12 protein-coding genes and 1 pseudogene are annotated in these 13743 nt (G+C 69.4%); 6 read left to right on the top strand and 7 right to left on the bottom strand.

Annotated elements, in window-relative coordinates:
- The first annotated feature begins 126 nt into the window (after nt 1-126).
- The 3 genes from AC1DZ6_RS09145 to AC1DZ6_RS09155 all read left to right on the top strand — a co-directional run bounded on the left by AC1DZ6_RS09145 (nt 127) and on the right by AC1DZ6_RS09155 (nt 3732).
- Nucleotides 127-1155 carry an aspartate-semialdehyde dehydrogenase gene (locus AC1DZ6_RS09145; protein ID WP_477096877.1) on the top strand — a complete coding sequence of 343 codons (1029 nt, stop codon included), beginning with the start codon at nt 127-129 and terminating at the stop codon, nt 1153-1155.
- A gap of 93 nt (nt 1156-1248) precedes the next feature.
- Complete coding sequence (rarD, locus tag AC1DZ6_RS09150; RefSeq protein WP_477096878.1) at nt 1249-2160, top strand: EamA family transporter RarD; 912 nt, start codon at nt 1249-1251, stop codon at nt 2158-2160.
- Between the two features lie 162 nt (nt 2161-2322).
- Nucleotides 2323-3732: an MFS transporter gene (locus AC1DZ6_RS09155; protein ID WP_477096879.1), complete on the top strand. Its 1410-nt coding sequence runs from the start codon at nt 2323-2325 to the stop codon at nt 3730-3732.
- Between the two features lie 117 nt (nt 3733-3849).
- Here AC1DZ6_RS09155 and AC1DZ6_RS09160 read toward each other — a convergent pair whose 3' ends face one another.
- From AC1DZ6_RS09160 to AC1DZ6_RS09185, 6 genes and pseudogenes are all read right to left on the bottom strand, one after another.
- A complete protein-coding gene (locus tag AC1DZ6_RS09160) occupies nt 3850-4665 on the bottom strand; it encodes a transporter (RefSeq protein WP_477096880.1) in 816 nt (271 codons plus the stop codon).
- Between the two features lie 20 nt (nt 4666-4685).
- Nucleotides 4686-5813, bottom strand: coding sequence for a serine hydrolase domain-containing protein (locus tag AC1DZ6_RS09165; protein WP_477096881.1), 1128 nt, complete (start codon nt 5811-5813; stop codon nt 4686-4688).
- Nucleotides 5814-5959: 146 nt separating this feature from the next.
- Nucleotides 5960-6658 (bottom strand): annotated as a pseudogene (locus AC1DZ6_RS09170) (PfkB family carbohydrate kinase); the annotation flags it as partial.
- A 167-nt stretch (nt 6659-6825) separates the two neighbouring features.
- Nucleotides 6826-8217: an adenosylhomocysteinase gene (gene ahcY, locus AC1DZ6_RS09175; protein WP_477096882.1), complete on the bottom strand. Its 1392-nt coding sequence runs from the start codon at nt 8215-8217 to the stop codon at nt 6826-6828.
- A gap of 101 nt (nt 8218-8318) precedes the next feature.
- Nucleotides 8319-9338: a DUF1176 domain-containing protein gene (locus AC1DZ6_RS09180; RefSeq protein ID WP_477096883.1), complete on the bottom strand. Its 1020-nt coding sequence runs from the start codon at nt 9336-9338 to the stop codon at nt 8319-8321.
- A gap of 24 nt (nt 9339-9362) precedes the next feature.
- Nucleotides 9363-10916, bottom strand: coding sequence for a CYTH and CHAD domain-containing protein (locus AC1DZ6_RS09185; protein ID WP_477096884.1), 1554 nt, complete (start codon nt 10914-10916; stop codon nt 9363-9365).
- A gap of 108 nt (nt 10917-11024) precedes the next feature.
- On the opposite strand from AC1DZ6_RS09185, the gene bioB reads away from it, so the two are divergent.
- A complete protein-coding gene (gene bioB / locus AC1DZ6_RS09190; protein WP_477096885.1) occupies nt 11025-12044 on the top strand; it encodes a biotin synthase BioB in 1020 nt (339 codons plus the stop codon).
- 20 nt (nt 12045-12064) lie between these two features.
- Here the strand turns inward: bioB and AC1DZ6_RS09195 are convergent, their stop codons facing one another.
- Complete coding sequence (locus AC1DZ6_RS09195; protein WP_477096886.1) at nt 12065-13000, bottom strand: LysR family transcriptional regulator; 936 nt, start codon at nt 12998-13000, stop codon at nt 12065-12067.
- Nucleotides 13001-13107: 107 nt separating this feature from the next.
- Between AC1DZ6_RS09195 and AC1DZ6_RS09200 the strand changes: the two genes are divergently transcribed.
- Both AC1DZ6_RS09200 and AC1DZ6_RS09205 read left to right on the top strand, forming a co-directional pair.
- Entirely contained in the window at nt 13108-13392 is a 285-nt protein-coding gene (locus AC1DZ6_RS09200) for a DUF4242 domain-containing protein (RefSeq protein ID WP_477096887.1), read from the top strand.
- A gap of 66 nt (nt 13393-13458) precedes the next feature.
- Nucleotides 13459-13743, top strand: a 285-nt coding sequence (locus AC1DZ6_RS09205) for a hypothetical protein (RefSeq protein ID WP_477096888.1), incomplete at its 3' end; no start/stop codon positions are given.

The following is a 13743-nucleotide window of genomic DNA, read 5'->3' on the forward strand; positions in this document are numbered from 1 at the left end:
TCTTCCCCCAACGCCCCGCGCTAAGCGTCGCATTAGAAAGCCTGTTCTTGCTTCTGCGCGTTCCCGGGCGTAACGGGTCCGCTCCCGCCGCCGATGGCGGGCTCAAGACATGAATTGGAGGCTGCGATGGGTTACCGGGTCGCCGTGGTCGGCGCCACGGGCAATGTGGGCCGTGAGATGTTCAATATCCTCGAGGAACTGAAGTTCCCCGTGGAGAAGATGCATGCCATCGCCTCGCGTAAATCCATCGGCGTGGAAGTCTCGTTCGGCAACCAGACCCTCAAGTGCGAGGACCTGGAGAAGTTCGACTTCTCGAAGGTCGACATCGTGCTGATGAGCGCCGGCGGGTCGATTTCCAAGGCCTGGGGCGAGAAGATCGGCGCGGCCGGTCCGATCGTCATCGACAATTCCAGCCACTTCCGGATGGATCCGGACGTGCCGCTGGTGGTGCCGGAAGTGAACCCGGACGCCGTCAATCACCTGCCCAAGAACATCATCGCCAACCCCAACTGCTCGACCGCGCAGCTGGTGGTGGTGCTGGCCCCCCTGCACGCCGAAGCCAAGATCAAGCGGGTGGTCGTCTCGACCTACCAGTCGGTCTCGGGCGCGGGCAAGGAAGGCATGGACGAGCTGTGGGAGCAGACCAAGGGCGTGTTCGTCCTCGGCGCCCCCGCGCCCAAGAAGTTCACCAAGCAGATCGCCTTCAACGTCATCCCCCACATCGACTCCTTCATGGAGGACGGCTTCACGAAGGAAGAGTGGAAGATGATGGCGGAGACCAAGAAGATCCTGGATCCGTCGATCAAGCTGGTCGCCACCTGCGTGCGGGTGCCGGTCATGGTCGGCCACGCCGAGGCGGTGAACATCGAGTTCGAGAGCCCGCTGGACGAGGACGACGTCCGCGAGATCCTGCGCGACGCCGACGGCGTGCAGGTGGTCGATAAGCGCGAGGACGGCGGCTACATGACGCCGAAGGAATCGGCCGGCGAGTTCCCGGTCTATGTCTCGCGCATCCGCACCGATCCGACCGTGGAAAACGGCATCGTGCTCTGGTGCGTGGCCGACAATCTGCGCAAGGGCGCGGCGCTGAACGCCGTGCAGATCGCGCAGCTGCTGCATGAGAAGGGTCTCATCAAGCAGAAGCTCCCGGCCTAAGCCGCCCTCCGCAACAAACGGGTGGACGATTTCAGGGCTCCCGGGACATCAGGTCCCGGGAGCCCTTTTCTTTTCGCACTGAAGGACGACGCCATGTCGGCGGACTTGACCAAGAGCCCGGACGAAGCCCGGACCGCATTGATCGCCGGCGTGGGCTGCTACCTGCTGTGGGGCTTCCTGCCGCTGTATTTCCACCTGCTGTCGATCCTGGGCGTCAGCTCGTGGGAGATGATCGCCCACCGCACCCTGTGGGCCGCGCCGTGGGCCCTGCTGTTCGTGCTGCTGGCCAGGCAGGGCGGGCAGGTGCTGGGCGTTCTGCGCCAGCCCAAGACCCTGGCGGTGCTGGCCTGCTCGACGGCGGCGATCTTCATCAACTGGTCGATCTACGTCTTCGCGGTCAACGCCAACCACGTGATCGAGGCCAGTCTCGGCTATTACATCAACCCGCTGATGAACATGGCGGCCGGGGCTCTGCTGTTCCGCGAGCGGATCAGCCGCGAGGGCGCGATCGCCATCGGCCTGGCCGTGATCGGCGTGGCGATCCAGACGGCGGCGCTCGGCCATCTGCCGGTGATCTCGCTGGGCGTGGCGCTGAGCTTTTGCGTCTACGCCATCCTGCGCAAGCAGGTGAAGGCCGACGCCCAGACCGGCCTGTTCATCGAGTGCGCCTACCTCGCCGTGCCGGGCCTGCTCTACGTCCTGCACCTGCACGCGACAGGCGTCGGCCACTTCGCGACGGGCGCCGGCGTGACGACCCTGCTGCTGATCGCCGGACCGGCCACCGTCGTGCCCCTGGTGCTGTTCGCCTGGTCGGCGCGCCGCATGCCGCTCAGCGCCATGGGCTTCCTGCAGTTCATCGCCCCGACCATCCAGTTCCTGATCGGCGTCCTCTTGGGCGAGGCGTTCACGCCGATGCGGGCCCTGTCGTTCGTGTTCATCTGGCTGGGCGTGGCGGTGTTCGCCTACGGGGCGTGGAAGCGGACACGGGTGATCGCGGCGGCCTGACGCCGAGGACGCCCCCTCCGTCGGGCTTCGCCCGCCACCTCCCCCGTTTCACGGGGGAGGAGAGAAAGGACGCCGCATCCTGCTCACCCGCAACGCGGGGGAGGTGGCGCGATGCGAATACGCATCGTGACGGAGGGGGCGTCTTCCGCGTAGCCTCCGCCCATGACCGGACCGGCGCCTCCCCCCTGCGATGAAGGCGTCATCCGCGCCGGCCGCCCTGAAACGCCCACGCCCCGCAAGCGCCTGGCCCTGGCCGCCACGGTGCTGGGCTCGAGCATGGCCTTCATCGACGGCTCGGTGGTCAATGTCGCCCTGCCGGCCATGCGAACCGCCCTGAAGGCCGACGCCGCCCAGGTGCAGTGGATCGTCAACGCCTACCTGCTGCTGCTGGGCGCCCTGGTGCTGATCGGCGGCTCGGCCGGCGACCGTTTCGGGCGACGCCGGGTGTTCGTGATCGGCGTCGTGCTGTTCGCGGCGGCCTCGCTGGGCTGCGCCCTCGCCCCGGACGCCGGCTGGCTGATCGCCGCCCGGGCGGTGCAGGGGATCGCCGCGGCCATGCTGGTCCCGGCCAGCCTGGCGATCCTGGGCTCGACCTTCGACGACCAGGAGCGCGGCGGGGCGATCGGGGCCTGGGCCGGATTCGGGGCGGTGACCACGGCGATCGGCCCGGTGCTGGGCGGCTGGCTGGTCGATCACGTCTCGTGGCGCGCCATCTTCCTGATCAACCTGCCGCTGGCCGCCGCCACCGTCTGGCTGGCCCTGGCGGCGGTGCGCGAGAGCCGCGACCCCGAGGTCGAGCACCTGGACTGGCGCGGCGCGGTCCTGGCCGCCGCCGGCCTGGGCGCGGTGACCTGGGGCCTGACGGCGGCGGGCCAGCGCGGCTGGACGAGCGCGGCGGTCTGGACCGCCCTGGCGGCCGGCGCCGCCCTGCTGGCCGGCTTCCTGGTCAGCCAGGCCCGCGAGAAGCATCCGATGATGCCGCTGGCCCTCTATCGCTCCCGGACCTTCAGCGGCGCCAACCTGCTGACCCTGGCGCTCTATTTCGGCCTGACCGGCGCCCTGTTCTTCCTGCCTTACGAACTGATCGCCCGGCACGGCTATTCGGCCGCCGGGGCCGGGGCGACCCTGCTGCCGTTCTCGCTGATCATGGCCAGCCTGTCGGGCGTGGCCGGCAAGCTGGCCGACCGGTTCGGGCCCCGGCCGATGCTGACCATCGGGCCGATCCTGGCCGGCGTCGGCTTCGGCCTGCTGGGCGCGCCGTGGGTCGGTTCGGGATACTGGACCGGCGTCCTGCCCGGCGTTCTGACGGTCGCCCTGGGCATGGCCGTGGCCGTCGCGCCGCTGACCAACACGGTGATGAGCGCGGTGGCCGCCAGCCACGCCGGCGTCGCCTCGGGGATCAACAACGCCGTCGCCCGGATCGCCGGCCTGCTGGCCATCGCGGTGCTGGGCCTGATCTATTTCGCGCCGGGCCCCCAGGGCTATCCGTGGGTGATGGGCGTCAGCGCCGTGGCGGCCGTGGCGGCGGGGATCGTGGGGGCGGTGATGATCGAGGGAAAGCCGAAGCGTTGAGGCCGTGCGTCCTTCGAGGCTGCGTTCGCTCCGCACCTCAGGATGAGGAACGTGGATTGGCTCTGAATTCCTCTTTCTGAGGCGCCCGCGCAGCGGGCCTCGAAGGACGCACCAAGCCTAGAACCGCTTGGCCACGCCCACCGCCAGCTCCAGGTCCGGGGTGGCGCGGTTCAGGCCGACATAGGCCGAGACGTCCAGCTGCAGGTCCTTGAGCGACGGCGGCGTCCAGCCGGCCGTCAGGTCGAAACTGGCCAGGTCGACGGCGCCGGACGGATCCTCGTCACGGTCGGCCCACAACTCCACGCCCAGGGCCAGCGGTCCGAGCGACCGCCCCACGCCAACGGCCCCGCCGAAACCGACGTGGCGGCCCGCGCCGTCGGCGTCCGGACGCGCACTCAACTCGGGCGACAGGGCCAGCGACCAGTCGGCGTTCAGCGGCAGGGACACCGGCGCGATCACGCCGCCCAGCCACAGGCCGTCGCCGATTCCGCCCGATCCCGTCGGGGCGGAGACGAAAGGCTGGAGCGCGACCGAGACCCCGTCGCCGCCGGGATTGCGCAAAGACCAGCGCAGGCTGAGGGTCACGTCGCCCTCCCCCTTCGCCGTGGAGGCGTCGCCCGTCGCCCGATCCTCTTGGCGAACCCGTTCGTGGGCGTTCCAGGCCAGCTGGCCTTCGAGCGTCGAGGTCAGGCCCAGCCGCAGTTCCAGCGCCCCGTAGGTTTCATCATCGGTCGAGACCCCGCCGCCTCGGCTCCAGGCGCCGTCGGCCACGCCCAGCTCGGCCTGGAAGCGCCCCGCGTCGAGCACGCAGGGCGGCGAGCCCTTGCCCGGCCGGTCGGCGCAGAAATCGCGGCCGGCGTCCTGGGCGTGGGCGGCCGAGACCCAGGCCAGGCCGGCCAGGGCGGCGACGCTCGCGATCCCAGCCTTGCCCATCTCTCCGCCTCCGAAGGTCGCTAAAGCGCCGAATACGCCGCCTGGATCAGGCGCACCGCGCGCGGGTCGCCGATCAGCTCGGTCCCCTGCTTGTTCATGACATAGGCCCCCGACACGCCGCGCGACGGGTCGGCGAAGGCGCACGAGCCGCCCCAGCCGCTGTGGCCGAAAGCCTCGGCCGTCGGACCGTAGAAGAAGTTGGGCGTGTTGCGCATGAAGCCCGCGCCCCAGCTGATCACGTAGGGCAGGACCAGGTCCTGGCCGACGATCCGCTCGGCCGAGGCCTCGGCGATCACGGCGGGCGACAGCACCTGGACGCCGTCCAGCTCGCCCCCGGAGGCCAGGGCGCCCATCAGCCGCGCCAGGGCCGGGGCGGTGGCGTGGCCGTTGGCCGACGGGATCTCGGCCCGCCGCCAATCGCCCGTGCCGCGTCCGCCCGGGGCGGCCCACTTGGTCATGAAGGCGGCCTTCACGGCCTCGTTCATCGCCCCGAACTTGGGCACGGCGGTCGGGCGCATCAGCTCGGCGCAGCGGGCGTGCTCGCTGTCGGGCAGGCCGATCCAGAGATCCAGGCCCAACGGCTGGGCCAGATCCTCGCGCAAGGCGGTTCCCATGGTCCGGCCGTCGACCCGGCGGAAGATCTCGCCGGCCGTGAAGCCGAAGGTCACCGGGTGATAGCCGCTCGCCGAGCCGATCGGCCACAGCGGCGCCATGGCGGCCAGCTTGGCGGTGGTGGCCTCCCAGTCGAACCAGATGGCGGGGTCGGTCTCGTCGGGGAAGCCCGACAGGCCGTCCTGGTGCGACATCACCTGGCCGACCGTGACGTCCTGCTTGCCGTTCTGGGCGAACTCCGGCCACACCGAAGCGACCGTCTGGTCGTAGGTCAGCCGGCCCTGGTCGACCAGCCGGGCGATCAGTAGGGCGGCGACGGCCTTGGTGGTCGAGAACAGCGGCGTCAGGGTGTCGGGTCCGAAGGCGACCTCGTGCTTGCGGTCGGCGAACCCGCCCATCAGGTCGACGACGACCTCGCCATGGATGGCCAGGCTGAACCGCGCGCCCAGCTCGCCCCCGTCCGCAAAGTTGGCGGCGAACGCGTCGCGGACGGCGGAGAAGCGGTCGGGGCAGAAGCCGGTGATGTCGACGGTCATGGGCAAGGGTCTACAGCAGCCCAAACCTCATTGTCATCCCGGACAAGCGAAGCGCAGATCCGGGACCGCCGGAAGCGCGGCGCTCAGGCGTCGGTCCCGGAGCTTCGCGCTGCGCGCTCGTCCGGGATGACACCCGCCTTATGGCGTCAGGCCAGCCGCTCGATCCGCACGGTCGGCGAGGTCTGCTTGATCCGCGCGGCCATGGCCACGATCGGCAGCTCCGGCGCGTTCCAGATATTGGCCGCCGTCACCGTCTCGGCCACGCCGCCGACGGCGCGGGCCAGGCCGTACGAGATGGTCTGGCCTTCCAGGATCGAGGCCGCGTAGAGGGCGGTCAGCAGGTCGCCGGTGCCGGCGGGCGAACGCTCGGCCTTGGCGTGGGCCGCCAGCCAGGCTTCCTTGCGGTCGACATAGACGACGCCGATCTCGCCGCCGCGCTCGATGGACGACACCAGGGTCGGCTTGTTCAGCAGCCGGCCGGCGCGCACCGCCGCCTGGGGGTCGCGGGAGTCGGTGCCGGTCAGCCGCTGAAGCTCCCAGGCGTTGCAGGCCACCACGTCGGCGCGCGGGATCAGCTCGGCGGCGATCGCCTCGGCCACCTCGGCGGGCACGTAGAGGCCCTTGCCGGCGTCGCCCATGGTGGGGTCGATGATCACGGTCGGCTTGCGGGCCGTGCCGCCCTGGATCGCATTCTCCCGGGGCGAAGCGCGCACGGCGTCGATGGTGCGGGCGGCGGCGCGCACCTGGGCGGCGCTGGCGAAATAGCCGGTGATGACGACGTCGGTCAGGCCGAACAGGCCGTTGKCCTCGATGCCGTCGAGCATGCCCTCCATCACCTCGATGGGCGAGCCGAGCATTGCGGACTTGAATAGGGCAAGCACGACTATGAATGGCGCGTGCGTCACGGAACATCGTTATCGTTGCGACGAGCGTCTCGATATTTGCTTCAGCGTCCAAGAAAAAGGCCCGCCGCGTTTCCGCGGCGGGCCCTTCGGTTCGCTTGAGGCGAGGTCTAGTAGCGATAGTGGTCCGGCTTGAACGGGCCGTTTTCCGGCACGTTGATGTACTCGGCCTGATCGGGGCGCAGCTTCGACAGCTTGGCGCCCAGCTTCTCCAGGTGGAGCAGGGCGACCTTTTCGTCGAGGTGCTTGGGCAGGGTGTAGACGTCGTTCTTGTAGGCCGACTTGTTGGTCCACAGTTCGATCTGGGCCAGGGTCTGGTTGGTGAACGAGGCCGACATCACGAACGAGGGGTGGCCCGTCGCGTTGCCCAGGTTCACCAGGCGGCCTTCCGACAGCAGGATGATCTTCTTGCCGTCCGGGAACTCGATGTGGTGGACCTGCGGCTTGATCTCGTCCCACTTGAAGTTCTTCAGGCCGGCGACCTGAATTTCCGAGTCGAAGTGGCCGATGTTGCAGACGATGGCGTTGTTGCGCATCGCGCGCATGTGCTCGACGGTGATGACGTCCTTGTTGCCCGTGGCGGTCACGAAGATGTCGGCGCGGCCGGCCACGTCGTCCAGGGTCTGGACCTCGTAGCCTTCCATCGCCGCCTGCAGGGCGCAGATCGGGTCGATCTCGGTGACGATCACGCGGGCGCCGCCCTGACGCAGCGAAGCCGCCGAGCCCTTGCCCACGTCGCCGTAGCCGCAGACCACGGCGACCTTGCCCGACAGCATCACGTCGGTGCCGCGACGGATGGCGTCGACCAGCGATTCACGGCAGCCGTACAGGTTGTCGAACTTAGACTTGGTGACGCTGTCGTTGACGTTGATGGCGGGGAACGGCAGTTCGCCCTTGGTCGCCATCTGGTACAGGCGGTGGACGCCCGTGGTGGTTTCTTCCGACACGCCGCCGATGGCGTCGCGGATCGCCGAATAGAAGCCCGGCTTCTCGGCCAGGTAGCGCTTCATCACGGTGTAGAGCGCTTCTTCTTCTTCATTGGTCGGGTTGTTGAGGATCGAGGGATCCTTCTCGGCCTTCGGACCCAGCACGCAGAGCAGGGTCGCGTCGCCGCCGTCGTCGAGGATCAGGTTCGGATAGCCACCGTCGGCCCATTCGAAGATCTTGTGGGCGTATTCCCAGTACTCGACCAGGTTCTCGCCCTTGAAGGCGAACACCGGCACGCCCGAGGCGGCGATGGCGGCCGCGGCATGGTCCTGGGTCGAGAAGATGTTGCACGAGGCCCAGCGGACGTCGGCGCCCAGGGCGGTCAGCGTCTCGATCAGCACGCCGGTCTGGATGGTCATGTGCAGGCTGCCGGCGATGCGGGCGCCCTTCAGCACCTGGGCCGGGCCGTATTCGGCGCGGGTCGCCATCAGACCGGGCATTTCGGTCTCGGCGATGGCGAGTTCCTTGCGGCCGTAATCGGCGAGCGAGATGTCCTTGACGATGTAGTCGGCCACGGTCGGGCTCCTGCGGATCGGGGGATGGTCTTGCGCGGTCTATACCGCGCCCATGCCTTTCTCGCAATTAAGGCATAAGGATTTCTTTATATGCCGGCCAACTACTGAACCTTGGCGCGGAAATCGACCGGCCAGTCGCCGCCGTAGCCGCGGCAGACCGGCATGACCCTGGACTCGGAAAGCTCGAAGGCCTGGCCGGTCCACGCCCATTGGCTGGAACCCCCGCAATCGCCGACCCCGCGCCCCTTGTCGTAGGACGACAGGATGCGGGTCGTCGGATCGTAGGCGGCGTTGGTGGCCAGGCCGTCGTCGACGCCCTCCAGCGGCGCCAGGCTGGCGCGGCCGGCCTTGTCGACGATCACGAACAGACCGCTGAAATTATAGGCTCCGCCGCCGCAGGGAATTTGCCAGAGCACCTTGTCGGCCGACAGGCGCCAGGCTTCCGGCTCGCCTTGCGAGCCCGGCTCGGCATCGCACTCGGCCTTGCTGATCAAGGCCTTGATCGCGGCCGGCGGCTTGGACGGCAGTCCGGTCTGGGCGATCGCCGGGGCGGCGCGCACGATCGGCGCGGCGGGCGGCGCGGGAACGCCGGACGCCGGAGCCGAGCCCTTGGCGACCATGGCGGTCACCGTGCCGACCCGTTTCTGCTGGTCGTCGGCGTAGCGCAGGGCGGCGACCATGCCGGCCAGGGACACCTGGCCCAGGTCCTTGCCTTCGGCCTGGATCGACAGCAGCGTTCCGTTGCGGGCCGCGCCCAGCAGCGGCCCCACCTGGGCGTCGTCGAGCACGACCGTGAAGTCGGCGCTGTCGCGCGACGTCACCACCTTGGCCTTCATCACCACGCGTCCGTCGATGGCCAGGCTCGGGGTCTTGCCCGCCAAGCCGACCTCGCCCAGCAGGTCGATCTCGACCTTGACCGGCGCGCCCGCCGCGCCGTCGCGGCTAAGGCGCAACACCGCGGGCAGTTCGCTGTCGTCAGCCGAGAAGCCGGCGACCTGGCAGGTCCGCAGGTTGTCGCAGACCACCGTCCAGTCCTTGAAGCTGTTCACGTCGGCTCCGGCCACGCCCGGCGCCAGCGCCAGGCTCGCCGCAAGAGCCAGGATCGAGATCTCGCATTTCATGACGCGTGTCCCGAAGAGGAGCGGTCACCAGAACCGCTTGGCCTCGACAAAGCTGACGTAAGCGCCTTGGGCCTCGATTAGCAACTCCGCGTTGTGTTCCGCGCCGCCCGCCGTCAATCGACCGGCGGCGAAGGCGGCTTCGGGGTCATCGCACGACAGCGCCACCTCGCGGGCCAGGGCCTCGCGCCCGGCCTGGTCGTTGAGCAGACCCAGGACGTCCTGGAGATCCTTCGTCGCTTCGACAAAGCGTTCCAGGCGCTTGGGGTGATCGGGGARCAGCCCGCCCAGATCCTCGACGGCGTAGCGCAGCTTCTTGCCGCGGATGCGCAGCTTATGTCGTTCTTCCGGGCTCAGGGCCGCCAGGTCGCGGCCGTCCTTGCGGATGCGGCGGCGGCGCTTGTCCAGCGCCTTGGCGGCGAAGGCGGCGGCGGGCGTGTCGCGGCGCTTTTCGAGGCCGGGGTCGGTGGTCCAGGCCCCGGCCTCCAGCCAGGCGGCGGCGTCGATGGCCAGGGCGCGGAAGCGGGCGCTGTCGACGGCTTCCCCGGCCTTGGCGTAGGCGTCGGTCTGGGCGGCCAGCAGGGCCTTGCCGAACGCCGCCAGGGCGCGGGCCTCGTCCTGGTCGGCCGCATCGACGGGATCTTGCCCGGCCGGATCCTGCCCCGCCGGCGCCTGGGCCGTCTGAGCCTCGACCGCCGGCCGCCAGACATCGGCGATGAACACGTCCAGGCCGCGCGCGTCGCCCAGCGCGTCGGCCAGCCATTTCAGCTCGGCCTTGACGTGGCGGGCGGCCGGATCGCCGGCCAGGGCCTTGAAGGTCGACAGCAGAGCCCGGAACCGTCGCGCCGCCACCCGCAGCTTGTGCACCCGTTCGGGACCGGGACGCGCGCGCAGGGACTCGGCGGCGGCGCACAGGCGGCACAGGGCGCTTCGGCCCAGCGCCTGCAGCGCCTCGCCGGTCGTCGCCTCGGGGTTCAGCGGCGCGTCGGGACGAGGACCGTCCGGCTCGTCCAGGGCCAGGGCGTAGCCGCGCTCGGCCTTGCTGACCAGGGACAGGCGCAGCGGCGCGTGGGCGGCCAGGTCGCGGGCCAGGTCGAACAGCACGCGCGGCGCGCCGGTCTTCAGCTCCAGCTCCAGCTCGCTGACCCCGACGCGGCGATCGTCGGCCAGCAGCTCGCCATGATCCAGCGCCGCCTCGATGGTCGCCCCGTCGCGCTCGATCAGCCGGGTCACGCGCTTGACGTTGGTGACGAACACCGGGGTCAAGGCGTCGCCGTTGATCACCTTGGCGGCCGGCGTGCTGGCCAGCAGGCCCCGGTCGGGCTCGGGGCCTTCGACGGCGCTCTCCCATTCGCCGCGCGCGAACACGCCGCCGGACGAGGCCGATTTCAAGGTCTGCTTGCGGCCGTTCTCGCCGTCGCGGATGCGCAGGCCGAAGCCCGCCTTGCGCAGGGCGTGGTCGACGGTGTCGAAATAGGTCGCGTCGAGCTGCCGAACCGCTTCCCGCCCCTCGAGCCGGGCCAGGATCACGTTCGAAGACTCCGGGGCGATCAGGAACTTCAGTTCGATTTCGTGATCCATGCGCCCCTTATAACCTCGCGGACGAACTTTGGCTGCATCGCCCCTTGCGGCGTCCCGCACGCGGGACGTGCTTGCCAATCGAAGTGACCGAGTCCAAACCTGCGCGCCATGAGCCAGATCAACGCCGCCCAACCCCGCCATGACTGGACCCTGACCGAGGTCGAGGCCCTGTTCGACACGCCGTTCATGGAGCTGGTCTTCCAGGCCGCCACCGTGCACCGGGCCGGGTTCGATCCGTCGGAAATGCAGCTGTCGCAACTGCTGTCGGTCAAGACCGGCGGCTGCGCCGAGAACTGCGGCTATTGCAGCCAGAGCGCCCACTTCAAGACCGGCCTGAAAGCCGAGAAGCTGATGGACGCCGAGGTCGTGATCGCCAAGGCCCGCGAAGCCCGCGACGGCGGGGCCCAACGCTTCTGCATGGGCGCGGCCTGGCGCGAGCTGAAGGATCGCGACCTGCCCAAGCTGGCGGCGATGATCGGCGGCGTGAAGGCGCTGGGCCTGGAGACCTGCGCGACCCTGGGCATGCTGACGCCGGAGCAAGCCAAGTCGCTGAAGGACGCGGGCCTGGACTACTACAACCACAACCTCGACACCGGCCCTGAGTACTATGGCGACGTCGTCACCACCCGCACCTACCAGGAACGCCTCGACACCCTGGCCTATGTCCGCGACGCCGGCATGAGCACCTGCTGCGGCGGCATCGTCGGCATGGGCGAGACCCGCCGCGACCGCGCCAGCCTGCTGCGCCAACTGGCCACCCTGCCCAGCCACCCCGACAGCCTGCCGATCAACGGCCTGGTGCCGGTCAGCGGCACGCCCTTGGGCGATAAAGTGCTCGCTGACGGGACGACGGCGATCGATTCGATCGAGTTCGTGCGCACCATCGCCGTGGCCCGGATCGTCTGCCCCAAGTCGATGGTCCGCCTGTCGGCCGGCCGCGACGAGATGAGCCGCGAGCTGCAGGCGCTGTGCTTCCTGGCCGGCGCCAACTCGATCTTTGTCGGCGGCAAGCTGCTGACCACCCCCCTGCCCGGCCAGGACGAGGACAGCGCCCTGTTCCAGGACCTGGACCTGCGGCCGATGGGCGTGGCCAAGGTCGCGGCGCCGGAAATGGTGGCGGCGGAGTAGATTTCCGCCGCGGGGGTCGGCTAGACCCGAGCCTCGACGATCCGGGCCAGCCTGTCGGCGGTGACCCGCGCCTCCTCGACCAGCCAGGCGCGGAAGCGCTCGACGTGCCTCTGCCCCACGTGGTCCGACCGGAAACGGGCCACGAAGCCGTGCTCGCTCCAGCGTCCGGTGTTGATCGGGAACRGCRGGGCGACGACGCCGGCGTCCAGCTGCTCGGTGATCAGGGCCAGGCCGCAAAGCGTCACGCCCGCATTGGCCGCCACCGCGTCCAGGGCCGAGCCCAGGCGCTGGAAGCGCATCCCGCGCTCCGGAAAGGCCCGCGAAACGCCGGTGGCCGCGACCCAGTCCGGCCAGGAGAGACCCGCCGGATCGTCCTTGTAGAAGTCCAGATGCAGGATCGGGAAGCCCTCGAGCCGGGTCTTCAGATCGATGTGCGCGGTGCGGGCGACGTTTTCCGGCGAGGCCACCGGAATCACGTAGTCCCGAAACAGAAGCCGCCGCGCCGGATCCTCGCCGGCGCTCGCGAAGCTGATCTCGCAGTCGACCCGTCCCAGTCGCCGCGGCGCGTCGCCCTCGCCGTTGACGGTGAAGAGGATACTGGGGTGCAGAGCCCTGAAGCGCGCCAGGCGAGGCTTGAGCCAAAGCTCCGCGAAGTCGGACGCCGCGGCGATATGCAGTTCCCGGCCGCGCTGCAGCTCCAACTCCTCGGCGGCGGTTTCCAGCGCCTGGAACGCTTCACGCAAACGCGGCAAGGCCGAGTTCAGGGCCGGGGTCGGACTGACGCCCCCGCGCCCCCTGACCAGCAGCTCGACGCCCAGATAGTCCTCCAGCGCCTTCACCCTCTGGCCCACCGCGGCGGGCGTGACGCCCAGATCGACGGCGGCCCCGACGAAGGAGCCGTGGCGCACGGCCAGCTCCACCGCCTGCAGAGATCGGAGATAGGGGGGCGCCGGCATGCCTCATCATAAGCAAAACCTTTAGCCAGCGCCACAAGGTTTGGATTGTGCCCAGCGCTCGGCGGCGCGATGCTGCGCTCATTCAAAGGGTGATGCGGGGCGGCGCCATGGGCCATCTCAAGCGTTACCTGGTCGAACGCGAAATCCCCGGGATYGGCGGCATGTCGATCATCGAGCTCTGTGGGGCTGCTCGCGCCTCGAACCAGGCGATCGAAAAGATAGGCCGAAACATCCAGTGGCAGCACAGCTACGTCGCTGGAGATCGGACCTTCTGCATCTACCTCGCGGATAGCGAGGACGTGATTCACGCCCATGCCGAACTGAGCGGCTTCCCGGTGACCTCGATCACCGAGATCCCGCAGATCATCGACCCGACCACCGCCAACAACTAGCCGGCGGCGAGCTCACCGTCGCGGCATGCGCCCGAGGGGGCGCCTCGCCGCGCGAGGAGACGACCCATGATCCAGGACCTGAACTACGAGCGCCTGCTCGAAACCTCCAAGCGCGTGAACTGGCGCATCGAGGACATCATCGGCTTCGACAAGCCGATGGACTTTTCCAAGCCGTTCATGCCCGAGACCTTCGCCCGCACGGCCGCGCTCGACTTCCTGAGCCCCGCCGAACGCCTGAAGCTCAACCAGATCCGCGGCTTCGTCTACCTGGCGATGTTCGAGCTGGTGGAGCGCTGCATCCTGCCGATCATCGAGAATCTGGCGCCGTCCAAGCCGGGCCAGGATCCGCAC

The sequence above is a fragment of the Caulobacter sp. P1_B12_2 genome, from assembly GCF_056406675.1.

What these genes read in the sequence shown, in the direction of transcription:
- AC1DZ6_RS09145 (WP_477096877.1), top strand. Translation starts at nt 127, where the DNA reads ATGGGTTACCGGGTCGCCGTGGTCGGCGCCACGGGCAATGTGGGCCGT.
- rarD (WP_477096878.1), top strand. Translation starts at nt 1,249, where the DNA reads ATGTCGGCGGACTTGACCAAGAGCCCGGACGAAGCCCGGACCGCATTG.
- AC1DZ6_RS09155 (WP_477096879.1), top strand. Translation starts at nt 2,323, where the DNA reads ATGACCGGACCGGCGCCTCCCCCCTGCGATGAAGGCGTCATCCGCGCC.
- AC1DZ6_RS09160 (WP_477096880.1), bottom strand. Translation starts at nt 4,665, where the DNA reads ATGGGCAAGGCTGGGATCGCGAGCGTCGCCGCCCTGGCCGGCCTGGCC.
- AC1DZ6_RS09165 (WP_477096881.1), bottom strand. Translation starts at nt 5,813, where the DNA reads ATGACCGTCGACATCACCGGCTTCTGCCCCGACCGCTTCTCCGCCGTC.
- AC1DZ6_RS09180 (WP_477096883.1), bottom strand. Translation starts at nt 9,338, where the DNA reads ATGAAATGCGAGATCTCGATCCTGGCTCTTGCGGCGAGCCTGGCGCTG.
- bioB (WP_477096885.1), top strand. Translation starts at nt 11,025, where the DNA reads ATGAGCCAGATCAACGCCGCCCAACCCCGCCATGACTGGACCCTGACC.